The organism is Trinickia dinghuensis (assembly GCF_003367175.1).
Taxonomy (GTDB): domain Bacteria; phylum Pseudomonadota; class Gammaproteobacteria; order Burkholderiales; family Burkholderiaceae; genus Trinickia; species Trinickia dinghuensis.
In genome coordinates, this window is sequence record NZ_QRGA01000001.1 from 624,968 (window position 1) to 647,367 (window position 22,400).

General features: G+C 63.2%; 18 protein-coding genes. 2 read left to right on the top strand and 16 right to left on the bottom strand.

What is annotated here, in order from left to right; translation table 11 throughout:
* Positions 1 to 6 precede the first annotated feature (6 nt).
* The 3 genes from DWV00_RS02785 to DWV00_RS02795 all read right to left on the bottom strand — a co-directional run bounded on the left by DWV00_RS02785 (position 7) and on the right by DWV00_RS02795 (position 3,521).
* A complete protein-coding gene (locus DWV00_RS02785; protein WP_115531969.1) occupies positions 7 to 702 on the bottom strand; it encodes an ABC transporter ATP-binding protein in 696 nt (231 codons plus the stop codon).
* A gap of 119 nt (positions 703 to 821) precedes the next feature.
* On the bottom strand, positions 822 to 2,072 hold the full coding sequence (locus DWV00_RS02790) for an efflux RND transporter periplasmic adaptor subunit (RefSeq protein ID WP_115531970.1): 1,251 nt from the start codon (positions 2,070 to 2,072) through the stop codon (positions 822 to 824).
* Positions 2,073 to 3,521 (bottom strand): efflux transporter outer membrane subunit, encoded by a 1,449-nt coding sequence (locus DWV00_RS02795; RefSeq protein WP_115532248.1) that lies wholly within the window; start codon positions 3,519 to 3,521, stop codon positions 2,073 to 2,075.
* Positions 3,522 to 3,983: 462 nt separating this feature from the next.
* On the opposite strand from DWV00_RS02795, the gene DWV00_RS02800 reads away from it, so the two are divergent.
* Positions 3,984 to 4,499 (top strand): hypothetical protein, encoded by a 516-nt coding sequence (locus DWV00_RS02800; RefSeq protein WP_115531971.1) that lies wholly within the window; start codon positions 3,984 to 3,986, stop codon positions 4,497 to 4,499.
* Positions 4,500 to 4,608: 109 nt separating this feature from the next.
* Positions 4,609 to 5,994, top strand: a complete 1,386-nt coding sequence (locus DWV00_RS02805) for an MATE family efflux transporter (RefSeq protein ID WP_115531972.1) — start codon at positions 4,609 to 4,611, stop codon at positions 5,992 to 5,994.
* Between the two features lie 29 nt (positions 5,995 to 6,023).
* Here DWV00_RS02805 and DWV00_RS02810 read toward each other — a convergent pair whose 3' ends face one another.
* From DWV00_RS02810 to DWV00_RS02870, 13 genes are all read right to left on the bottom strand, one after another.
* On the bottom strand, positions 6,024 to 6,626 hold the full coding sequence (locus DWV00_RS02810; protein WP_115531973.1) for a helix-turn-helix domain-containing protein: 603 nt from the start codon (positions 6,624 to 6,626) through the stop codon (positions 6,024 to 6,026).
* Between the two features lie 8 nt (positions 6,627 to 6,634).
* On the bottom strand, positions 6,635 to 9,799 hold the full coding sequence (locus DWV00_RS02815; protein WP_115532249.1) for a multidrug efflux RND transporter permease subunit: 3,165 nt from the start codon (positions 9,797 to 9,799) through the stop codon (positions 6,635 to 6,637).
* Between the two features lie 125 nt (positions 9,800 to 9,924).
* A complete protein-coding gene (locus DWV00_RS02820) occupies positions 9,925 to 11,259 on the bottom strand; it encodes a TldD/PmbA family protein (RefSeq protein WP_115531974.1) in 1,335 nt (444 codons plus the stop codon).
* Positions 11,259 to 12,695, bottom strand: a complete 1,437-nt coding sequence (locus DWV00_RS02825; RefSeq protein WP_115531975.1) for a TldD/PmbA family protein — start codon at positions 12,693 to 12,695, stop codon at positions 11,259 to 11,261. The genes DWV00_RS02820 and DWV00_RS02825 overlap by 1 nt, the downstream gene beginning before the upstream one ends.
* On the bottom strand, positions 12,692 to 14,332 hold the full coding sequence (locus DWV00_RS02830; protein WP_115531976.1) for an ABC transporter ATP-binding protein: 1,641 nt from the start codon (positions 14,330 to 14,332) through the stop codon (positions 12,692 to 12,694). Before DWV00_RS02830 ends, DWV00_RS02825 begins: the two co-directional genes overlap by 4 nt.
* Positions 14,329 to 15,438, bottom strand: a complete 1,110-nt coding sequence (locus DWV00_RS02835) for an ABC transporter permease (protein WP_115531977.1) — start codon at positions 15,436 to 15,438, stop codon at positions 14,329 to 14,331. The genes DWV00_RS02830 and DWV00_RS02835 overlap by 4 nt, the downstream gene beginning before the upstream one ends.
* On the bottom strand, positions 15,392 to 16,450 hold the full coding sequence (locus tag DWV00_RS02840; protein ID WP_115531978.1) for a microcin C ABC transporter permease YejB: 1,059 nt from the start codon (positions 16,448 to 16,450) through the stop codon (positions 15,392 to 15,394). Before DWV00_RS02840 ends, DWV00_RS02835 begins: the two co-directional genes overlap by 47 nt.
* A gap of 24 nt (positions 16,451 to 16,474) precedes the next feature.
* A complete protein-coding gene (locus tag DWV00_RS02845) occupies positions 16,475 to 18,334 on the bottom strand; it encodes an extracellular solute-binding protein (protein WP_115531979.1) in 1,860 nt (619 codons plus the stop codon).
* 148 nt (positions 18,335 to 18,482) lie between these two features.
* Positions 18,483 to 19,688, bottom strand: a complete 1,206-nt coding sequence (locus DWV00_RS02850) for a tetratricopeptide repeat protein (protein WP_115531980.1) — start codon at positions 19,686 to 19,688, stop codon at positions 18,483 to 18,485.
* 10 nt (positions 19,689 to 19,698) lie between these two features.
* Positions 19,699 to 20,127: an ExbD/TolR family protein gene (locus DWV00_RS02855; RefSeq protein WP_115531981.1), complete on the bottom strand. Its 429-nt coding sequence runs from the start codon at positions 20,125 to 20,127 to the stop codon at positions 19,699 to 19,701.
* A gap of 16 nt (positions 20,128 to 20,143) precedes the next feature.
* On the bottom strand, positions 20,144 to 20,566 hold the full coding sequence (locus tag DWV00_RS02860) for an ExbD/TolR family protein (protein WP_115531982.1): 423 nt from the start codon (positions 20,564 to 20,566) through the stop codon (positions 20,144 to 20,146).
* Between the two features lie 28 nt (positions 20,567 to 20,594).
* The gene (locus tag DWV00_RS02865; RefSeq protein ID WP_115531983.1) at positions 20,595 to 21,533 is read right to left on the bottom strand and encodes a MotA/TolQ/ExbB proton channel family protein; all 939 of its coding nucleotides are present in this window, start codon (positions 21,531 to 21,533) and stop codon (positions 20,595 to 20,597) included.
* A gap of 143 nt (positions 21,534 to 21,676) precedes the next feature.
* Positions 21,677 to 22,372 carry an energy transducer TonB gene (locus tag DWV00_RS02870; protein ID WP_115531984.1) on the bottom strand — a complete coding sequence of 232 codons (696 nt, stop codon included), beginning with the start codon at positions 22,370 to 22,372 and terminating at the stop codon, positions 21,677 to 21,679.
* Between the last annotated feature and the right edge of the window lie 28 nt (positions 22,373 to 22,400).

The window sequence follows — 22,400 nt, forward strand, 5'->3', positions numbered from 1 at the left end:
CTCGCCTCACGCCTCGGTCCGTTGCCGCTCTTCGACGAAGCGGCCCTTGTCGAGATGCAGCGTATGCGTCGCGAAATCGGCCGCCTTCTGATCGTGCGTCACCATGACGATCGTCTTGCCGTAATCGCGATTGAGCACTTGCAGCAAGTGCAGAATATCGTCGGCCGTGGTGCGGTCGAGATCGCCCGTGGGTTCGTCGCAAACGAGCAGCTTCGGATCGGAAACGAGTGCCCGCGCGATCGCCACACGCTGCGCCTGGCCGCCCGACAGTTCCGACGGCTTGTGCTTGGCACGGTCGTCCAGCCCAACGATGGTCAGCGCCACACGCACACGCTTCATCCGTTCGCTCTTGCCGAGCGACGTCAGCAGGAGCGGGAGCTCGACGTTGCGCTCGGCGCTGAGCATCGGCATCAAGTTATAGAACTGGAAGACGAAGCCGACGTTGTTCGAGCGCCACCGCGCGAGCGCACCGCCTTTCAATTGATCGATCCGCTCGCCGGCAACCACGAGCTCGCCGCTCGTCGGATGATCGATCCCGCCGATCAGATTGAGGACCGTCGTCTTGCCCGATCCCGACGGCCCCATGAGCGCGACGAAATCGCCCTCGGCCACTTGCAGATCGAGATGGTGCAGCACTTCCACCGTTTGCTTGCCGCGCGTATACGTCTTGACGACATTCTTGAGGGACACCATGGCAGTCATTTGCGTTGCTCCTCGTTCGATCTCGTTTTCAAGTGGCAAGTAGCAGGTCCGGCGTTGCCGATCGGGTCAATGAGATCGTTAAGCTCAATAAGATCGATAAGATTGATAGATTGATAAATTCAGCGTTGGACGACCTTCACATGCGCGCCGTCGGAAAGCTTCGCCAGATCGCCGACGGCCACGTGCTCGCCCGGCGATACCCCAGCGATCACGGTCTGCGTGTCGGTACCGCGCGCCCCGAGCTTGACCTCGCGGCGCTCGACCGTATCGTCGTGCAGCACATAAACGACACCCGTCGCCGCATCGGTGTCCGCCTGTACGGCGCCCAAAGGCAGCGTGACGCCACCCGCGTGCGCGGGACCGTTCCCCTTTTGCGCAGGGCTCAGGAACGAAACGCGCGCGCCCATCTCGGGCAGGATGCGCGGATCGCGTGACTTGAAGCCCACGCGCACTTTGACCGTGGCCTTGCTGCGATCGGCCGTCGGCACCACCGCGATGACGTACGCGGGAATCGCCCAGTCGGGATACGCGTTGAGCTTGAGGGTCGCGGGCTCGCCCGCTTGCACGCGGCTAATGAAGTTTTCGCTGACGTCGATCTCGACCTCGAGCGAATCCATGTCGACGAGCGTGCAGATTCCGCTACGCGTAAAGCCGCCGCCGGCCGACAACGGCGACACGATTTCACCGGGCTGCGCATTCTTGCTTGTCACGACGCCAGTGAACGGCGCGCGCACGATCGTATCGTCGAAATCGCGCTGCGCGACCTCGAGCGCCGCGCGGCGCACGGCCAAATTGCCTTGCGCCACAGCGACGTCGGTCTGCTTCTGATCGTAGCTCGCCTTGCTCTGATCGAGCGCGGTCGCGCTGATGACGCCGGCGGCGGCAAGCTTTCGATCGCGCTCGTAAATCGGCGTGATGTCGGCCGCCGCCTCCTTGGCCTGCGTCACCGTGCTTTCCGCCTGCGTCACGCCCGCTTTCGCTTGGACCAGTGCGGCCGACGCGTTCGTATCGTCGAGCTTCGCGACGACGTCGCCCTCCTTGACGTGAACGCCCTCCTCGATGAACAGCTGATCCAGCTTGCCCGTGATCTTCGCGGACACCGTCGCCTGCCGGCGCGCGACGACGTAACCCGACGCATCGAGGATCGATGTGTCGCTTTCGGCGCCGGGGCCGGTCGCCGCCGGCGTGGCCACCGCGGATTGCACCGCCGGCAAGGCCTTATGCAGCGTCAGGAATGCGCCGGCCGCGAGCAGAATCAGCAAGACGAGCAGCACCGCGAGCCACCACCAGCGCCGCGTAGACGCCGTTTGCGCAGGCCGCTCGTCGCGTTCGATCCGCAACTGCCGCAACAACTCCGATTTATCCGTCATCTAATGAATTTCCTTCCAATCGCCGCCCAATGCAAGGAACAACGCGGCCGTATCTTGATAGCGTGCGGCCAGCGCCTGGACGTAAGCAATGCGCGAGCGCTGATACTGCTGCTGCGCGACGAGCAAATCGAGGTGATCCGCACCGCCGAGGCCGAAGCGCTGCTCGATCAGATGCAAGCTATCGGCCGCTGCCGTCTGCGCGCGGTACTGCGCGGCCAGCGTCTGCGCATCGGTGTCGAGCGCGCGCAGCGAGTCGGAGACGTTCTTGAACGCGAGCAATACCGTCTGCCGGTATTGCGCTAGTGCTTGATCGTAAGAAGCGATGGCCGCGCGGCGTTTCGCATTCAACGCACCGCCCTGGAACAACGGCTGCGTGATATTGCCCGCCAGCGAAAACACGTTGCTCGAGAAAAGCGAACTCAGCGACACCGAGGAATCGCCGAAATTTCCGGTCAGGCCGATCTTCGGCAGCATGTCCGCCGTCGCGACGCCGATCTGGGCGCTCGCTTGATGCAACTGGTCCTGCGCGCGCCGGATGTCGGGACGCTGACGCACGATATCGGAGGGCACCATCAGGGGAATGTCGACCGGTAATTGCAGCGAAGCGAGATCGAATTGCCCTTCGTCGATTTCGCTCGGCGCCTGGCCGAGATAGACCGCGAGCTGACTGCGCGCTGCGGCAAGCTGTTGCCGCAGCGGCGGCAGCGTCGCCTGCACCGATGCCAGGTTCGATTCCGCCGATAAAACGTCGGAACGCGCCGCGCCGCCCAGTTCGAAATCTTGCCGGCTAAGATCAACTTCGTGCTGGGCCGATGCGACTAGTTCGCGCGTGGCTTCGATCTGCGCGCGCAGCGATGCTTCGAGCACGGACGTCGTCACGACATTGGCCGCCAGCGTTTGATAGGTCGCCTGCAATTCCTCGCGCTGCGCATCGCGCCCCGCTTCTTGCGCCTCGATACCGCGCCGAACGCCGCCGAATACGTCGAAATCGTATGACAAGCTCACCGACGTGTTGTACAGCGTAAAGAGAAAACTCCCTGCCTGCGGGAAACCTTCCTCCGCGCCATTCAGCTTTTGTCGCGTAACGCCGGCGGTGCCGCTAACCGAGGGAAACAGCGAGCCCCGCTGTGCGTTGACTTGTTCCTGCGCCACACGCAATGCCGCTTGCGCCGAAGCGATCGTCGGACTATTGGCGAATGCTTCCGACACGAGCCGATCGAGCCGATCCGATCCATACGCCGTCCACCATTGCGACGGCAATTGTGCGGCAGGATCGAAGCGTTGAGCCGCGCCGCCCGCGACGGGCGTGGCTTGGGTCTGATCCGGCAGCGGCTCGGGCGTGAGGCTTTTCGCGAGCGGCGCGGCGGGAGATTTGAAATCGGGACCCACGGCGCAGCCGCCGCACGCGAGCACGACGGCGAGCGAGAGGGGCACCAAGGCCATGCGCATGTACGGTGCGTTCGGCCCGCGCATGGGTATCAATCGGCGCAGTTGGCCACGCTCTTTCTTTTCCATATTCCGAATGAGGGCTGTTTATATTTCCCCCGATTCATCAGCGGAGGAAAGATGAAGCTGGCTATCGGGCAATCGAATTGCGGCACAGAGTATAGCGCCCGAATTCGCCCGACGATAGGCGCATTCGGTAATTGGTCCGCCTCTACCGCATTAAAGCACCGCAGCGCATTTTCTCGTCCGCATCCATCACCCCGAGATCTCGTGGGGGCCGCGCTCACGGGCCGCCGAATGCGCTCGTTCGTCGCCGCTCAACACCGCGCATCGCCGCCTAATGCCGCTCGTCGCATGCCACGCATCGGCGTGTAGCACATCAATACACTGCGTGACGTCTCTCGCGTACCCCATTGCATCGTGCAGTTGCTGTAGTCGCGTGACAAACCGAAGGAGCGATCCGCCATGTCTTACATTCCGACCTACGTCTATGTGACGGCCTGCGTACTAGTCTACCTAGGTGCTCGACGCTGCTTCCCACGCACGGTTCGCCCGGAACGCACGCTCGTGTTCCCGCTTGTCTTCCTCGCACTCGGCGCGACGAGTCTCCATCGCCTGTTCCCCGATGCGAATGTGTCGGCGCAAGCCGTCGCTTTTGCCACGCTCGCGTGCGGTGCCGTGCTCGGCTGGCAACAAGCCGGCCGTTGGCGGATTCAATTCCATTTGAGCCCGACCGGGTTGAAGATCCGGCTGCCCGGCGATCCGAGCCTGCTGGTCACGCTGCTGCTGTCGTTCTTTGCCGAGGTCGTGATGCACTATGCGCTGGCCGTGCACGCCTCCTGGAGCACGAATTATTCTTTCATAATCCTTTCGTTTGCTGTCTGGGGCGCGCTCGCCGGCATGCCGCTCGGCCGCTCGGCCAATTTGCTGACGCGCGCTGCATACGCCAAGGCAAACGGCGCGACACCAACCTTGGAATGAGAGCAAGATTTTCATCTACCTAGCGTGGGCGATAGGTATGAAATGGGTTTTTGTTTAATAAGAATGGCTGCGCACTTACGGATAGCCCCCCACCAATCGAAACCTTCCAATGAGCGTGCAGGACCTCACCTCGCCACTTGATAGCCTGCAGGGCACGCCTCTTAAGGAGCGCTTCCAGCAAGATGCCGCCCACATCGGCTTATTTTCAGTGCTGAGCTATGCGGTCGATTATTCGTTTCAACTGGTCGACACGTTCTGGGTGGCAAGGCTCGGCACGGGGGCAGCCACGGCGCTTTCTCTGATTACGGCGATCATCTATGTGGTGATGGCGCTCAATGAAATCGTCGGCGTGGGCTCCGTGGCCATGATGTCCCAGGCAGATGGACGTGGGAAGCTGGGGGAGTTCGGCCGGCTCTTCTGGTTGATTGTCATTCTGAAACTCGTCCTCGGACTGCTTTTTGTCGCGACGTTCATTCTCTATGTGCGCTATGGCCTTAACTGGCTCGAGGATGTGACCGTCAAGATCTATGCAACCGGCTACGCCTGCGTGATCTGGCCGTCTCTCATCATCGTTCCGATTTATTCGACCATAATGACGGCATTGCGCATTAGCGGCCAGGCTGCGCTCGGTGCCAGCCTGTCGCTTGCCGCCTTCCTGCTCAATTTCTGCCTAGTGCCGGCGTTGACCTTCGGCTACCTGGGATTTCCTGCATTGGGTATCGCCGGCGCGGCCTGGGCAACCGTTCTCGCGCAGGCTATTGTTCTGGCGACCGCCTTTCTGGCATTGCTCTGCGGACGCTATGGTGCAGCGATCCGTCAAAGCTGCGGATCCGGGATCAACAAGGCGGTGATATCGGATCTGATTCTCATCGGTCTACCGGTGGGCGGCGTTATGCTGATTGCCAATCTCGAACAAGCCACAGTTGTCACAATCGTCGCACGTCACTCCGCCGCAGTCAGCGACGGGCTTAGCATAGCCAACCGGCTATTCGGTTTCGTCTACATGGTGAACTTTGGCGTTGCCGCCGGCGTATCGATCACAGTCGGCCAGTTCGCCGGCGCAGGCAGAATCGCGATCATCAAATCAGCCCTACCAGGATTTGCGGTACGGGCCATCTTGATCGCGGGGCTCATCTCCGTTGCGCTGGCACTGCTGGCCGCGCCTCTAGTCAATACTTTCACGGGCAACAATTTCTCTGCGGGGTCAGCCGAAACCTATCTTTGGTTCATGGTCCCGGTCAGCGCAGCGAATTGCTGTTTCCTAGTCTATAGCGGTGTCTTCGAGGGGCTGGGCAAGAACTGGCCCGTGTTCTATGCCGCTCTATTTGCCCATGTCTTGCTGGAGGGTCCGCTGCTATGCAGTGCCATGCTGGCAGAAGGTGTTCGGCTGGCGACGCTTTGGTCCATTGTTACGATCGGATCGCTCGCCGCTGCCGCCGTTGTAGTTGCAATGTGTCGTAGAACGCTCAGCCTCTCCGCACGGCGGGGCATCTAAGTCGACGGCGCTTAGCCGCAAAAGCCGCCCTACAACAAACTCGGCGTCCCCACCCACATCAGCAAAGCATCGCGGTCACCCGTGTTATGCCAATGGTGCGCATCGGTCGATTCGTAGTGCGCCGAATCCCCTTCGCGAAAAACATACGTCTTGCCTTCCAGCGTTAGCGTCACCGTCCCGGACAGCACATACCAGAACTGCTCCCCCGCACGCGCCGCGATCTCGTCCAGCTTCTGCCCCGCCGGAATTCGCACGAGCAGCGCCTCCATCCGTCCGCCCTCGGTCACTTGCGTCAAACGCGCAAACCGGTTGTCGGCATCGGCGAAACCGAAGAACGTCAACCGATCGCCGCGCGCGACGTACCGCTCTTCGCGCGGCGCATCGAGCAGATATTGAATCTTGACGCCGAGCACGCGCGCGATCGCCATCAGCGTCGTCACCGAAGGGCGAGCAAGCCCGCGCTCAACCTGCGACAGAAACGGCGCCGAAATGCCGGCGCTCGTGGCCACTTCATCGAGCGTCAGCGACAGCCGCTGCCGAAGCGACCGAATCTTCGGTCCAAGCACGGTCGAACTCGTGCGCTCATCCTCGAGCCACGCGCCGCGCTCGTAAGTCTTCCGGTGCCGTCCCATCGCGTCTTTCACGAAGGCTCCGTTTCCGGATCGACCACGCGCTCGCCCTTCGCGCCTCCCGCACCGCCCGTGGGTTTCGCCCCCCGTGCCGAGCGCCGCCGAGTCGCACGCATGACGACGTAGAACGCCACCGGCGTGAAGACGAGCCCCAGCACCGTCGCCGCGATCACGCCGCCGAATACGCCGGTGCCGATCGAATGACGGCTTTCCGCGCCGCCGCCGCTCGAGAATACAAGCGGCACGACACCGAGCAAGAACGCCGCCGACGTCATGACGATCGGCCGGAACCGCATCGCACACGCCTGGACGATCGAATCGACGAGCCCCGCCCCGCGCGCCTGCGCATCGCGCGCGAACTGCACGATCAGAATCGCATTCTTACCGGCGAGACCGATGACTGTCACGAGCCCGATCTTGAAGTAGATGTCGTTCGGCAACCCGCGCAGGAGCATGGCCGCGACGGAACCGATCATGCCCAGCGGCACGACGATCAGCACGGACAGCGGAATCGTCCAGCTTTCATAAAGCGCAGCAAGCGCCATGAACACCGCGAGCAGAGACAAACCGATCAATAACGGCGTCTGTCGGGCCGCCTGTGTTTCGGCGAGCGCGGCATCGGCCCAGTCGTACGACGTCCCCTCCGGCAGTTGCGCGGCGAGCCGTTCCATCTCCGCCATCGCCGCGCCCGAGCTGTAGCCGTCCGCGGCACGCCCCGTCACGTCGAGCGACGGATAGCCGTTGTAGCGGGAAAGCATGATCGGCCCGCGCGACCACTTCAACGACGCGAAAGCCGAGAACGGCACCATCTTGCCGAGCGTATTGGGAACCGACAGCTCGAGCAGATCCGCATCGGTCATACGCGTGGGCGAATCCGCCGCGACCAGGACACGAAGCATGCGTCCCGGCGCGGGATAGTCGTCGACATACGACGTACCGAACGTGCTGCCGAGCGTCGCTTGGATCGCCTCGAACGACACGTTCATCGCATACGCTTTCGCGCGATCGATATCGAGAACGACGCGCGGCGCATCGGGCAGCGTTTCCGAATGCACGTCGGCCAGCACCGGGCTCTTCTTTGCCATTTCCAGTAAGCGTTCGCGCGCCGCATTGAAGTCCGCCCGGCTCATGCCGCCGCGATTCTCCAGGTGGAACGTAAACCCTTCGGCGTGGCCCAGGCCCGGTACCGAGGGCGGCAATTGGGCGATCACTTCGCCGTCGCGAATCTTCCCGAACGATGCATTGAGCTTGTCGCGCAACGCCAGCGCGCCCATGCTCCGATGCGACCAATCCTTCAAATCGATGAACGCCATCCCGACGTTCTGGCCGCTGCCCGCAAAGCTCCAGCCGATCACGGTCGTCACGTTCGCGATCGCGCTTTCCTTGTGCAGGATGTCTTCGACCTGGCGCACCACGGCATACGTGCGCTGCTGCGACGCGCCGGGCGGCAACTGCACCATGACCTGAAGCTGCCCTTGGTCTTCGGTGGGTAAGAAGCCGCCTGGCAGCGAGGCATACATCAGCGCCCCCGCGCCGATCAGCGCGACATGCACGGCGAATACCCGCTTAGGAGACCGAAGCAATCTCGAAACGAAACCCCGATAGCCGTGAGAAGCATGCTCGAAGCCCGCCAGGAACCGCCCCGCGAGCCCCGATCCCGGGTGCTCGTCGTCCGTGGGAGCCTTGAGCAGATTCGCGCAAAGCGCGGGCGCCAGAGATAGCGCCATGAAGGCCGACACGAGAATCGCCGCGATCATCGCGATCGAGAACTGCCGATAGATGCCGCCCACGCCGCCGCTGAAGAACGCCATCGGGACGAACACGGCCGTCAGTACGGCCGTGACGCCGACGATCGCGCCGCCGATCTGCGACATCGCTTTGCGGGTGGCATCTCTCGGCGAAAGCCCTTCGTCGCGCATGATGCGCTCGATGTTCTCGACGACAACGATCGCATCGTCCACCAGGATGCCGATCGCGAGCACGAGCCCGAACAGCGTGAAGACGTTGATGGAGAGCCCGAACACATGCATCGCCGCGAACGCGCCCATCAACGCAACGGGAATCACGACCGTCGGCACGAGCGTGTAGCGCAAATCGCGCAGGAACAGCCACATCACGCAAAAGACGAGCACGATCGCTTCGATGAGCGTCAGCACGACTTCGCTGATGGCGATCTTCACGAAATGCGCGCCGTCGAAGGGGATTTTCACGGCGATGCCGGGCGGCAACGTCTTCGACAACTCGGCGATCCGCTTGTGAATCGCATTGGACGTGGCTAGCGCATTGCCGAGCGGCCCCAACTGGATGCCGACCGTCGCGGCGGTCTTGCCGTTCAAGCGTGACCAGAACGTATAGCTATCGGCGCCGAGTTCGACACGCGCGACGTCGCCAAGCCGCACGACGGAGCCGTCGGGCTGCGCTTTGAGCACGATCGCGGCAAACTCTTCGGGCGTCCGCAACTGACCGTGCACGTCCACGGACGCGGTGATCGCCTGTCCCTTCACCGCCGGCGCATCGCCGATCGCCCCCGCCGTCACCGTCGCGTTCTGCGCTTGGATCGCCGCATCCACGTCGGCCGGCGAGAGGTTATATTCGCGCAGCTTCATTGGATCGAGCCAGATTCGCATCGCGCGGTCGGCATCCCATAGCTGGGCCGAACCCACGCCCGGCGTGCGCTTCAGTTCGCGCAGCAGGAATCGGTTCAGATAATCGCTGAGCGCGGTCGAATCGCGCGTACCGTCCGTCGACACGAGCGTCACGAGCATCAGAAACGTGTTCGCCGCCTTGAACACGCTGATGCCCTGCTGCACGACTTGCTGCGGCAAACGCGGCTCGATCTGCTTCAAGCGGTTCTGCACGTCGACCATCGCCAAGTCCGGATTCGTTCCCGGCGCGAACGTGACGTCGATTTCGAGTTCGCCGAGCGCATCGCTCGTCGTTTCGTAGTACTGGAGACCATCGGCGCCATCGAGGCTCTGCTCGATCAAGCTCGCGACGTTGCTGTCGACTTCCTCGGCCGACGCGCCGGGATATTCGGCGGCAATGATGACCCGCGGCGGCGCGAGGCGCGGATACTGCGCCACGGGCAGCATCGGCAGCGCGAGCGCGCCCGCGAGGATGATGGCGAGTGCGACGATCCAGGCAAAGACGGGCCGATCGATGAAAAATGAAGGCACGTGCTCACCCCCGCCGCGCACAAGCCGCGCGTGAGTTGCCGGCGCACGATGGCACCGCGCGCCGCACCACTCCAATCCCGAGTTTTATTGTTGTATTTCTTTTCATCCGATACCGTCAGGTTAGATCAGAGCGTGAGTTCGAACGACTTCGCGAGCGCCCCCGGCAATTTCATTCCGCCGGTGGCTCGCTCGCCCCATGTGGAATCGTTGAGTAACAGTTCGGGCTCGGCGTCGAGCCGTTCAAGCTGATCGCCAAGCAGGCGATAAAGGCTATCGTCGAAGCGCATCGCCTCGACGGGCGCCACGATCCGGCCGTTCTCCACCCAGAACGTCGCGAAGCGCGTCATGCCCGTCATCCGGCAATGCATGCGATCCGAAAAGTTGACGTACCAGAGGTTGCCGACGTAAAGGCCAGTATCGAGCGCGGCCAAGACGTCGCCCGCATGCAGATCGCCGCCGTTCATCGCCAGCGACGAAGTGGCTTCTTCCGCGATCGCCCCGTTCGGCGTCAAGCCGTACTCGCGAGCACTGCGCGCATCGGTCAGCCGCTCGGCGCCACGCCCGTTCGCCACGAGCGGCACGCTTTCGCGCAGATAGCCGTCGGCATTGAAACCCGGCGTAATCCCGAGATCGAGATCCTCGGTCAGCGTGACGCGAGGATCGAACGCCGCCTCGCCCGTATGGAGCTTGTAGAGGGCGCTGCGCGACGTCGCTTGCTGACGCGCCGAAAAACCTTCGTACGCGACCATTGCGATCAGCTCGCCCAACGCGGACGGCGCCAGATAGGTGCGATACCGCCCGGGCGTCAGCACGCGCGGGGTACGCGCGAGAATCGGCAATCTCGACGCCGCCTCCTCGAGCTTATGGGCGAATACCGCGTCGTCCCACGCATCGCCCGCATATTCGCTCTTGATCGCGCGCCCGCTGCGATCGTAGAGCGACCAGCTGAAGTTGAAGTTATCGACTTCGTACCAGCCCCGGCTGCCGGTGGATGAAGCGAAGCCGCGCGATATCGCGCCGCCCGCATAGAACCCGACGAAATCGAGCCCGCGCGCACGCTCGGCCACCGTCCGCACAAGCGCCTGCGGGTCCGGCAGACAGCCCGTGCGCTGAGTAGATTGCGACCAGGGCGATTGCCCGAACAATAGGTGAGGATCTTCGGGAGCGTCGCGCAAGCTCTCGCGCAGCATCGCCAGTGCCTGCGCGGCTTCGTCCAGATCGGCATCCAACCGGCCGGCTACGGTCATCGTCGAGTACGCCTGGCGCGCGCCGTCGATGAGGCGCAGCGTCAGTTTGCCCTGCAAAACGCTGCCGATTTGCCGGACCTTCGCCTGGTTGAAGCGGATGAACTCGGAGTGCTCAGCGGAAAGCGACAGCAACGTCACCTCGCTGCCTTCGCGCAATTGCTCGACGGCATCGGCCAGCGCGCTGAAATGGCGCTTCCAATCGAATGTCGCCATCACTCTCCCCCGAATACGTCGACGTCGGCGAACAGGCACGCCGGCGACGCGTGGCCGACGTGAATGATCTGCGCGGGCTCGCCCTTGCCGCACAGCGGCGTGCCGTACGTTTCGCGCGTCGTGTCGTCGCCGACCGCTTTCAGGCTGCGCCAAAAGCTGGCCGACACACCGCGATAATTCGGCTGTTTGACGACGTGCGTGAGTTTGCCGTTCTCGATCAATTGCCCGAACTCGCAGCCGAATTGAAATTTGTTGCGGCGATCGTCGATCGACCACGACGTGTTCGTGCGCATGAGGATCCCGCGCTCGATGCCGGCGATCATGTCCGCGAGCGAACTCGTACCCGGCTCGATGTTCAGGTTCGCCATGCGGTCGATCGGTGCGCGGTTCCAATTCGACGAACGCGAATTGGCCACGCCCGGAAGCTGCGCGCGCCGCTGTGACAGCGTGCCACCCAGCGGACGCTCGAGCACGCCGTCTCGGATCAGATACTGTTTGCGCGCCTCGGTCCCTTCGTCGTCGAAAGCGTAGGAGGCGGCTTGCTCGCGCAGCGACGGATCGAACGTCACGTTCAGCAATTCCGATCCGTAGCGGTAGCTCCCGAACATATCGGGCGTCACGAAGCTCCAGCCCGCGAAGTTGCGTTCATCGCCCAAGATGCGGTCGAGTTCGAGCGGATGGCCGATCGACTCGTGGATCTGCAGCATCATCTGATCGGGCATCAATAGCAGATCGCGAACGCCGGACGGGCAATTTGGCGCGGCAAGCAGTTGCAGCGCTTCGTCGGCCACCCGCGCACCGGAACCGTCGAAGCGATAGCGCGCGAGAATCTCCATCCCGCCCTGCGCGAGCAAGGCTTGGAATCCGCCGAGCGTGCGCACCTGCGTGTCGCCGCTTTCGTGCGCGACAACCGTCATTTGCGGCATGAGGTAGCGGAACCGCTGCTCGATGCGGATGCCGTCGCTCGTGACGTAGAGCTGATCGCTATGCGCGACCCGCATACTGGCCGTACGCTCGACGACGCGCCCATCGATCGCCGCGGCTGCGCATTCCTTTGCCAGCCGTTCGATCCATTCGCCGCGCGAAGGCAACGCGGCCTCGGCATTCGGCGAGACGTAGCTGCCGCTCGCGGCGGGCCGCGGTGCGCTTCGATGGTCCACGAGCGTCACGGCCGCCGCCGCGCGGGCGCGCGCGGCAGCGAGATCGAGCGCGGATTGCAGGCCGGCGGCCGACAAATCCGCGGTCGCCGCATAACCGGCACCGGCGCCGCACCACGCCGTCAGCAGCGCGCCTCGATCGCGGACCGTCCTGAACGGCTGCGCGACATCGTTGCGCACCGTGTGTTCGTCGGAGCGATCGTCGACGATACGAAGCGACCAGAACTCGGCATCGCTGCTTAGGGCCGCCGCCGAACGCGACCAGCGCTCATCGATCATGCAATAGCCTCGTTTGCGTCCGCCTCGGGCACCTGCATCGATGCCGCGAGCAGCGATTGCGTATAGGGATGGCTTGGCGCGTGCAAAACATCGAGCGTATCGCCCGACTCGACGATGCGGCCCGATTTCATCACGACGACGCGATGCGCCATCGCCCACATGACCGCGAGATCGTGCGTGATGAACAGGTAGCTAAGCCCATACTTCTTTTGCAGGCGCGTGAGGAGCGCCAGCACTTGCTGCTGCACGGAGACGTCGAGCGCGCTCGTCGGCTCGTCGAGCACGAGCAACTCGGGCTCCACCGCCAGTGCGCGCGCGATCGCAATACGCTGGCGCTGGCCGCCCGAGAACTCGTGCGGGTAACGCAGCAGCGCATCGGCGGGCAGCCCGACTTCCTCGAGCAATTCGACCACGCGATGGCCCCGTTCGTTCGCGCCGAGCTTGGGCTTGTGCACGCGCAGGCCCTCGCCGACGATCTGCTCGACCGTCATGCGCGGCGAAAGCGAGCCGAACGGATCCTGAAACACGACCTGCATCCGCGCGCACAGCGCGCACCATTCGGCGCTCGACGAACGATAGCTCGCGAGCGGACGACCGCCCACGCGGATCTCGCCGGCCGCCGCGCGCTGCAGCCCGAGCACCGTCGAGGCCAGCGTCGATTTGCCTGAGCCCGATTCGCCGACGATCCCCACCGTCTCGCCGCGCCGCAACGTCAAATCGACGTCCTGCAGCGCACGGAACTTGGCACTGCCGAACAATGAGCGCAGTCCTTTCGCGCTCATCCGATAGTCGACAGCCAAGCCCCGGATTTCAAGCACATTGTTCGACTCGGCGGGCACCGGATCGACACAACGCCGCGGCTCGCTATCGAGCAGCCGTTTCGTATAGGGGTGCTGCGGATTCGCAAACAGCGCTTCGGTCGTGTTCGTTTCGACGAGCACGCCCTTCTCCATCACGGCGACGCGCTGCGCGAACCGCCGCACGAGATTCAGATCGTGCGTGATCAAGAGCACGGCCATGCCGCGATCGGCGGCCTCCTGCTCCTGCAGTTCGATCAACAGATCGACGATCTGCTGGCGCACGGTCACGTCGAGCGCCGTCGTCGGCTCGTCGGCCAGCAGTAAGCGCGGCCGGCACGCCAGCGCCATCGCGATCATCGCGCGCTGGCGTTGTCCGCCCGAAAGCTGATGAGGAAAGCTGTCGATGCGGCGCTCGGGCTCGGGGATGCCGGTACGGCGCAGCAATTCGATGCCGCGCGCGCGTGCCGCGTTCGGCCGCAGCCCCTCATGCAGACGCAGGCTTTCGGCGATTTGCTTGCCGACGGTGTAGAGCGGATTGAGCGCCGTCATCGGCTCTTGGAACACCATCGCGATATCCGCGCCGCGAATGCCGCGCATCTGCTGCTCCGTCTTCGCCAGCAGGTCCTCGCCTTCGAAGACGATGCGGCCCGAGGTGGTCGCATGTTCCAGGAGGCGCAGGATCGACAGCGCCGTCAGGCTCTTGCCCGATCCCGATTCGCCGACGAGCGCGACGCGCTCGCCGCGCGCCACCGCCAAATTCAATTCATTGACGCATTTCTTGGCGCCGAAGCTGATCGACAGATTCTCGATACTGAGCAAAGGACTCGTAGGCATCATTTCGCCCCTCCGAAAGCGGAGCCGCGATTGCGCGTGTCGAGTGCGTTGCGCAGCGCATCGCCCATGAACGTCAGCAGCAGCAGCGTCACCACGAGCGCCGCGAAGGCCGACACCGAAATCCACCAGGCGTCGAGGTTGTTCTTGCCTTCCTGCAGCAGCTCGCCGAGGCTCGGCGTGGGCGGAGGCACCCCGAGACCGAGGAAGTCGAGACTCGTGAGCGACAGAATCGCCGCGCTCATGCGGAACGGCAGGAACGTGATGACGGGCGTCAAACTGTTGGGCAGCACGTGGCGCCAAATGATCTGCCAATTCGAGAGCCCCATCGTCCGCGCGGCTTTCACGTAGTCGAGCGAACGGTTGCGCAGGAATTCGGCGCGCACGTAATCCGACAGCACGAGCCAGCCGAACATCGACAGCAGGATGAACAGCAGCCAAAGCGTGGGCTCGAAGATCGACGCGAAGATGATCAGCAGATAGAGATCGGGCATCGAACTCCAGATCTCGACGAGCCGCTGCCCGATCAAATCGGTCTTGCCGCCGTAAAAGCCCTGCAGCGCACCGCTCAAGACCCCGAAGAAGACCCCGGAGATCGTCAGCGCCAGCGCCATCAGCACCGACACGCGGAAGCCGTAGAGCAGGCGTGACAGCACGTCGCGGCCGAATTGGTCGGTTCCGAGCCAATTCGATGCGGACGGCGGCGCCGGGAACGGCCGCACGGCGAAGTAGTCGATCGTGTCGTAGTAGTTGTGATTCGGCGGATAGATCGCGAAGTTGCCGTTCGATTCGATATGCGAGCGGATATACGGATCGAGATAGTTCGTCTTCGCCGGGAAATCGCCGCCGAACTGCGTCTCGGGGTATTCCTTCGCGATCGGAAAGTAGTAGTGGCCTTGGTAGCGAACGACGAGCGGCTTGTCGTTGCACAGTACCTCGCCGATCAAGCTGATCGCGAACAGCGAGACGAAGATGACCAAGCTCCAATAGCCGAGCCGCTGGCTCTTGAAGCGCAGCCACGTGCGCCGCCATGGCGAGATCGACGCTACCGGCACGAGGGCCGGCTTAGCGGTCCATGCGGTCGAATTGGATGCGGGGGTCGACGAGGACATAGCAGACGTCAGCAATCAGTTTGGTTACGAGGCCGATCAAGGTGAACAGGAACAGCGAGCCGAGCACCACGGGGTAGTCGCGGCGTATCACCGAGTCGTACGAAAGCTGGCCCATGCCGTCGAGCGAAAACAGCGTCTCGATCAGCAAGTTGCCGTTCAGAAAAGCACCCACGAAAGCCGCGGGCAGGCCAGTCAGCAACGGAATCGCGGCATTGCGCAGCACGTGCTTCCACAGCACGTCGCGCTCGGGCGCGCCTTTGGCGCGTGCCGTCAACACGTATTGCCGGCCGATCTCCTCGAGGAACGTGTTCTTCGTGAGGATCGTCACGATCGCGAAATTGCCTACCACCGACGCCGTGACCGGCAGCACCATGTGCCACAGGTAGTCGAGCAACTTGCCGATCGCGGTCAGGTCGTCGAAGTTATCGGACGTCAAGCCGCGCATCGGGAACACATCCCAGAACGTGCCGCCGCCGAACAGCATCAACAGCAGCACGCCCAGCACGAAGCCCGGAATCGCATAGCCGATCAGCACGAGCACGCTCGACACTGCATCGAAGCGGGATCCGTTGCGCACGGCTTTCGCGATCCCGAGCGGCACCGAGACCGCGTAGGTCAGCACGATCGTCCAGAGCCCGAGCGAGATCGACACCGGCAGCTTCGATTTGATGACCTCCCACACGCTCTCGTGCTGAAAGTACGACTGCCCGAGATCGAACGTCGCGTAGGCTTTCAGCATCAAGAAATAGCGTGTAAGCGGCGGCTTGTCGAAGCCGAACTGCTTCTTGATCTGCGCGATCTGCTGCGGATCGACACCCTGGCTCGCGTGATAACCGCCGCCGCCACCGCCGCCGCCGTCGCCGCCGTGATTGGCCTGGCCGTGACGCAGCTGGGTAATCATCTGCTCCACCGGGCCGCCAGGCACGAACTGCGTGACGAAGAACGTCACCGTGACGACGCCGACCAGAGTCGGAATCATCAGCAGCAGACGTCTGAGAATATAGGCAAACATAGGAGTCCTCAGTATCCCGATGCTTTAATGCGAGCCGGCCGGAGCCGACGTCTTGATGGCCGCCGCCCCTTGGGGATTCGGAAACCAGTAATCGATGATCCAATCCTCCGACTGATACGAGTCGGGCACCACGCGCGGGTGTGCGATCGTCTTCTTATAGGCGATGCGGACATTGCGCTCGTAATACTGGGGTACCACGTAATACTCGTTGATCAACACCCGATCGAGCGCGCGCGTGGCGGCTTCGAGATCGTCGAGATCGGTGGCGGAAACCGCCGCATGCACGAGCGCATCGACCGCCTTCGAGTGAATGCCCGAGTAGTTCTCCGAGCCGATCTCCGAGGCTGCCCGGCTGCCGAAGCGGCGCTCGAGTTCGATGCCCGGAATCGTCACCGGCGGGTAGATGTAGGTCGTCATGTCGAACTGGAAGCTATCGAGCCGCTTTTGATAGAGCGCGCTGTCGATCTCCCGCATGTGCGCGTCGATGCCGAGCGTCTGCAGCGCTTGCGTGTAAGGAATCAGCAAGCGATCGAACCCGGGTTCGTCGTCCATGATCTCGATCGTCATCGGCGTGCCCGCGGCATTGCGCAATGCGCCGTCGCGGTAGTGCCAGCCCGCTTCGCCCAGCAGCTCGCGCGCTTTGACCAGGTTGGCCCGCAGCGAGCCGGGCGGATTCGTGCTCGGCTGCTTCACCATCGGGCCGAATACTTCGGGCGGAAGCTCGGCCCGGAACGGCTCGAGCAGCTTCAGTTCCTTCTCGCTCGGCATGCCGGTCGCGCCGAACGGGCTTGCGTCCCAGAAGCTGTTCAGCCGCGTGTACTGGCCGTAAAACATCATCCGGTTCATCCAGTCGTAATCGAACGCGAGCGCCAGCGCGTGACGCACGCGCGGGTCCTGGAATTCCGGCTTGCGCGTGTTGACCATGAAGCCCTGCATCTGGGCGGGGCCGTCGGGGAACGTCTCCTTCTTGAGCATCCCGTTGTCGAAATTCTTACCCACATACTTGCGCGCCCATTGCGTCGCGCTGTACTCGCGATCGACATCGTCGTTGCCGGCCTTGAAGGCTTCGAGCTTCGTGTATTGATCGAGGTAGAGCTTGAAGACGATGCGATCGAAATGAAACATGCCGCGCCGGGAAGGCAGATCGGCAGCCCAATAATTCGGATCGCGGCGATAGACGATGTCCTTGTCGTTCTTACGCTGTTCGACCAGATAGGGGCCGCTCGCGATCGGCGGTTCGACGGAAATCTGATCGAACGGCAAGCGCTTGCCGTTTGCCTGCATCCCCCACTTCGGCGAAAACACGGGGATGTCGCCCGCGATCAGCGGGGCGGCGCGCGAGTTGTCGACGAAATCGAAGCGCACGGTCGAGCGATCGATCACGGTCGCTCGCTTGATCTCCGCGAATTGCGACGAAACCATCGGCGAGGCTTGCTGGCTCTTGAGCGTATCGAACGAATACTTGACGTCGGCTGCCGTGATCGGATCGCCGTTCGAGAAGTGCGCTTTCGGATTGATATGGAACGTCGCCGACATCCCATCGGGCGCCACTTCCACGTCATCGGCAATCAGCGGGTATTCGGAAGCCAGCTCATCCCAGCTGCGCTGCATCAGCGTCTCGAACATCAGGTTTCTGACGTCGGGCGCCGGCAATCCGCGCACGATGAACGGATTAAGCGAATCGTAACTTTGCGACTGATCGTAGTTCTGGAACTTCAACGTCCCCGTATTCGGAGCGTCGGGATCCGCATAATCGAAATGCGTGAAATCCGGCGGATATTTAGGATCGCCGAATTGCGCAATCGCGGACTTGGCTTGCGCGCCGGTCGCGAATGCCAAGCCGAGCGCTGCCGCGAACGCTAGGCGAAACAGGAAAGGTTTCATCTTTCAGTGCGTAGGGACGCACGCCGATCGACGCCGGCGCGCCATTCTTTGGAACGGTGCTTCAAGGGGGTGAACTGAAGCCGTCGCGGGCACCCCACCCGCGACGGCCTCCCCCCCTGTGTGCCCTAAATCAGGGCACCGCGCCGCCTCACTTCGACGCTACCAGCAACCAAAGCTGGGCCAAATCGCTCGACCCGTCCGTGCCTTTCACGGCGCGGAATGCTTGAACCGCGCGCGCCTTTTGTCCGGCGACGTAATAAGCGATACCCAAGTGGAGTTGCGCTTGATCGGGGTGATCGAGCTTACCCTTCGCAATCGCCGCTTCCATCATCGACAGGCCTTGCTGCGCTTTACCCGCGAAGACGAGATTGAAACCCTCGTCGACGGGCGCCGGCGGATTCGCCTTGTCGACGCCGGCTTGCGCGCGCTTGGCGGCGAGCGCTTGCAGACGTTTCTCTCTGTCGGCCTGCGCATCGTGGCCGAGCACGCCCGACGAGAACCCCTGATCGATCACCTGCTTCGCCTCGGCCGGCGTACCGGCGACGATCGAAAGCTGCGTCATCTCCATGTAATCGTCGGCGCTCGCGAGCGAACCCGTGACGCGGCGCAGGCGGTACGTGTCGACGTCGAGATTCGACGAATAGCCGGGCTTATTGCGAATCGCCGTGAAGAGATCGGCCCAGTACGACTGCTTCGGGTGATAAGCCACGAGCTTTTCGAGCGCGCCGCGATACGTTGCGTCATCCTTGACGCGCTGCGCGCACGTGCCGAGCAGTTGCAGTTGCGACTCGTCCGGCGCGCGGCCCGCATGCGCGTCGGCATCGATCGACGGCTTGAGCAGCTTGACGACGCTGCCGCAGTCGTTCGACAGGTAGTACGACTGCACGAGCAGCGTACGCATCTGCGGATCGGTGCCGCCCGCCTTCAAGTAGCGCTGCGCCACCGTGATGGCGCGCGCATAGTTGCGCTCCTGAAAATACACGCCGGCCAGCGTGGCGGTGACGCGCTGTTCGTCCTCGCCCTTCAGCTGCCCGCTGCTCAGCAAGCCTTCGTACGCCTGCGCCGCGGTGCCGGTATCGCCCGCGGCCATCGCCGCCGCGCCGCGCATTTCCTCGACCATGTACGTTTCGTACGGCGTCTTGTTCGGCACGGCTGCCGCTTGCGCGATCTTCCCGAGCGCGTCCTTGTACTTGTGCGCGCGGTACAGATTCTGGGCGTCGTTCAGAGGCTTGCCCACTTCGGGGCGCAGCGTGTCGGCCGCAAAGCTCGGGGCCGGCGCCGCCGCCAGCACGAGAAACGCGCAACTGGCCGCCGCGAGCGCGGCGTGCTTGAACCGTCGATGGATCGTTCGCATTGCCACTTCCTTATTGCATGTACTGCTCGTTGCCGATCAAACCGATCTTCGTCGCACCGACGCGCTGCGCCGCCGCCATGACCTCGGCGACATCCTTGTACGGCACGAGCTTGTTCGGCCGCACGTGGATCTCGTCCTGTACAGGCTCGGCCGCCACTTGCGAGAGCTTCGACTCGAGCGTGGCTTGATCCGGGATCGGCGCGCCGTTCCACGTCATCGTGCCGTCGAAGTCGATGTCGATCTGCACGACTTGCGGCTGGACCGCCGGCGGCGGCGGATTGCCGACCGGCAGATTCATCTTCACGGCGTGCATCTGAATCGGAATCGTGATGATCAGCATGATCAACAGCACGAGCATCACGTCGATCAACGGCGTCGTGTTGATGTCGACCATCACTTCCGGTTCGCCGCTGCCACCCGAGGAGACGTTCATTCCCATAATCCATTTCCTCCGGTTAGCCGCCGCGCGCAGGCGGCTGCGTGATGAACGACACCTTGGCGATGCCGGCGCGCTCGCAGTCGGTGATGACGCGGCCGATGAACTCGTAGCGCGTGTTCTGATCGCCGCGCACGTGAATCTCGGGCTGCGGCTGCATCGCGGACACCGCCTTGAGCTTCGTCAGAAGCGTCGGGCCATCGACATGCGATTCGTTCCAGAAGAAGTCGCCGTCCTTGTTGACCGCGACTTCGATGCTCTTCGGCGTCGTCTGCAGCGGATGCACCCGTTCCAGGGGCAGTTGCAGCGGCACCGTATGCGTGACGACCGGGATGGTGATCAAGAAGATGATCAGCAACACGAGCATCACGTCGACGAGCGGCGTGGTGTTAATGGCGGCGATGACTTCGTCGTCGTCCTCGCCTCCAACGCTCATGGCCATGGTGGACCTCGCTTATCGGGACGGGAGATTACTGAACCAGCGACGCGGCGCGGTTCGCTGCACGTGCCGGGCGCTTGCCGCCCGCGAGCAGCACCGTGTGCAGTTGAGCACCGAAGCCACGCACACGCTCCATCACCGACTTGTTGCGGCGAACCAGGAAGTTGTAGCCGAGCACCGCGGGCACGGCCACTGCCAAGCCGATTGCCGTCATGATCAGCGCTTCGCCGACGGGGCCCGCCACCTTGTCGATCGACGCTTGGCCGGCGATACCGATGGCCGTCAGTGCGTGATAGATCCCCCACACCGTACCGAACAGGCCGACGAACGGGGCCGTCGAGCCGACCGTCGCGAGGAAGGCCAGGCCGTCTTGCAGGCGGTTGGCGACGTTCGTGATGGCGCGCTCGACCGACACGTCGATCCACGTATTGCGATCAACGGCTTCGAGCAGCGCTTCGTCGTGGTGCTCGCCAGCTTCGATCGCCGTCTCGGCGATGAAGCGGAACGGCGACGATTCGTCGAGCTGCTTGGCGCCTTCGGACAGCGTCGGAGCCGACCACAGTTGCTGGTCGGCCGCCTTGGCGCGGCGGTTCGCGCGGAATTGCTCGAAGAACTTCGTGATCATGATGTACCAGCTGCCCATCGACATGATGGCGAGCAGAATCAGCACGAAGCGCGCGACGAAATCGCCGTTCTTCCACATTGCGCCGAGACCGTACGGATTGGTGACCGTTTCGGTGGCCGCCGGTGCCGGCGGAGGCGCCGGCTGATCGGCAGCGGGTGCCGCGGTTTGCTGCGTGGCGGTGTCGCTTGCGGCGGCCGTAGCCGTCGTCGCATTCGTTGCGCTAGCCGCGGCGGTTGCCGCGGCATCGCTTGCTTGCGCATAGGCGAATTGCGGCAGGACGGTGGTGGCCGTCGCAACGGCGATCACGGTGGAGGTGGCCAGTAGGGCGAGGGAACGCTTCTTCATAATCTGCTCCAGTTCAGTTCAATCGTTGAACTCTTGAAACCTGTTGTACCGATGTCGATCGGACTTCGCGCCTTAGTGCTTGGTCCGGTCCCATGCGAATCTGTCGCTCGTTTGCATCTGTCCGTCGTTGCCCAACGCTCAATTTAGTTGAGGTTGAACGAGAACGGCACTTGCACCCGAACAGCTTGACCTTGCGCGATGCAGTTGAATCGCTTGACCGCTTTGAACGCCGCGTCGTCGAGGCTGTCGTGATCGGACGACTTCGCCACGCGCTCGTTCGTGATGTGGCCTTGCGGATCGACCGTGAACTCGACGAGCACGTCGCCTGTATCGCCGTTTTCCTGCGCATCCTTCGGATAAGCGATCGAACCGCGAATCTGATCCGAATTCGGACACACGACACCGACTTCCGTATGCACGGCGGGTTTAGCCGGCGCGGGCGGAGGCGGCGCTACGACGGGCGCGGACTGCACCGGCGTCGCTTGATGCGTGATGGTTGCCTGCGGCGGCGCTTGCACCGGCACCTCGGGCGGCGGCACGAACGGCGGAGGCGGCGGCGCGAACTTCGGCGGCGGCAGCTGCACGGGCGGCAGCGGCGGCGGCGGCGGAGGTTTCACCGGCTCGATGATTTTGGTTTCGATCGGATGCTGAATGACGTGCACGACCTTCGTTGCAAGGCCGTTGAGCAGGGCATAGATAAGCACGATGTGCAATACGATGACCGCTGCGATGCCGCCGAAGCGGCGCACGGGGTTTTGCTGCTTTCGCCCGAACTCGCGTGGGCGACCTGACCATGCCATCCCGGCCGATGCGCCGGGCGATTGTCCTTCCACTTTCATACCCACCTTCGATCCTCCCGGCGTGAAT

Excerpts from the sequence above, each read along its gene's own strand:
- DWV00_RS02845 (WP_115531979.1), bottom strand. The coding sequence starts at position 18,334 with ATGAAACCTTTCCTGTTTCGCCTAGCGTTCGCGGCAGCGCTCGGCTTG.
- DWV00_RS02800 (WP_115531971.1), top strand. The coding sequence starts at position 3,984 with ATGTCTTACATTCCGACCTACGTCTATGTGACGGCCTGCGTACTAGTC.
- DWV00_RS02830 (WP_115531976.1), bottom strand. The coding sequence starts at position 14,332 with ATGATGCCTACGAGTCCTTTGCTCAGTATCGAGAATCTGTCGATCAGC.
- DWV00_RS02795 (WP_115532248.1), bottom strand. The coding sequence starts at position 3,521 with ATGCGCATGGCCTTGGTGCCCCTCTCGCTCGCCGTCGTGCTCGCGTGC.
- DWV00_RS02835 (WP_115531977.1), bottom strand. The coding sequence starts at position 15,438 with ATGTCCTCGTCGACCCCCGCATCCAATTCGACCGCATGGACCGCTAAG.
- DWV00_RS02865 (WP_115531983.1), bottom strand. The coding sequence starts at position 21,533 with ATGAAGAAGCGTTCCCTCGCCCTACTGGCCACCTCCACCGTGATCGCC.
- DWV00_RS02810 (WP_115531973.1), bottom strand. The coding sequence starts at position 6,626 with ATGGGACGGCACCGGAAGACTTACGAGCGCGGCGCGTGGCTCGAGGAT.
- DWV00_RS02860 (WP_115531982.1), bottom strand. The coding sequence starts at position 20,566 with ATGGCCATGAGCGTTGGAGGCGAGGACGACGACGAAGTCATCGCCGCC.
- DWV00_RS02790 (WP_115531970.1), bottom strand. The coding sequence starts at position 2,072 with ATGACGGATAAATCGGAGTTGTTGCGGCAGTTGCGGATCGAACGCGAC.
- DWV00_RS02870 (WP_115531984.1), bottom strand. The coding sequence starts at position 22,372 with ATGAAAGTGGAAGGACAATCGCCCGGCGCATCGGCCGGGATGGCATGG.
- DWV00_RS02840 (WP_115531978.1), bottom strand. The coding sequence starts at position 16,450 with ATGTTTGCCTATATTCTCAGACGTCTGCTGCTGATGATTCCGACTCTG.
- DWV00_RS02805 (WP_115531972.1), top strand. The coding sequence starts at position 4,609 with ATGAGCGTGCAGGACCTCACCTCGCCACTTGATAGCCTGCAGGGCACG.
- DWV00_RS02850 (WP_115531980.1), bottom strand. The coding sequence starts at position 19,688 with ATGCGAACGATCCATCGACGGTTCAAGCACGCCGCGCTCGCGGCGGCC.
- DWV00_RS02785 (WP_115531969.1), bottom strand. The coding sequence starts at position 702 with ATGACTGCCATGGTGTCCCTCAAGAATGTCGTCAAGACGTATACGCGC.
- DWV00_RS02855 (WP_115531981.1), bottom strand. The coding sequence starts at position 20,127 with ATGGGAATGAACGTCTCCTCGGGTGGCAGCGGCGAACCGGAAGTGATG.
- DWV00_RS02820 (WP_115531974.1), bottom strand. The coding sequence starts at position 11,259 with ATGGCGACATTCGATTGGAAGCGCCATTTCAGCGCGCTGGCCGATGCC.
- DWV00_RS02825 (WP_115531975.1), bottom strand. The coding sequence starts at position 12,695 with ATGATCGATGAGCGCTGGTCGCGTTCGGCGGCGGCCCTAAGCAGCGAT.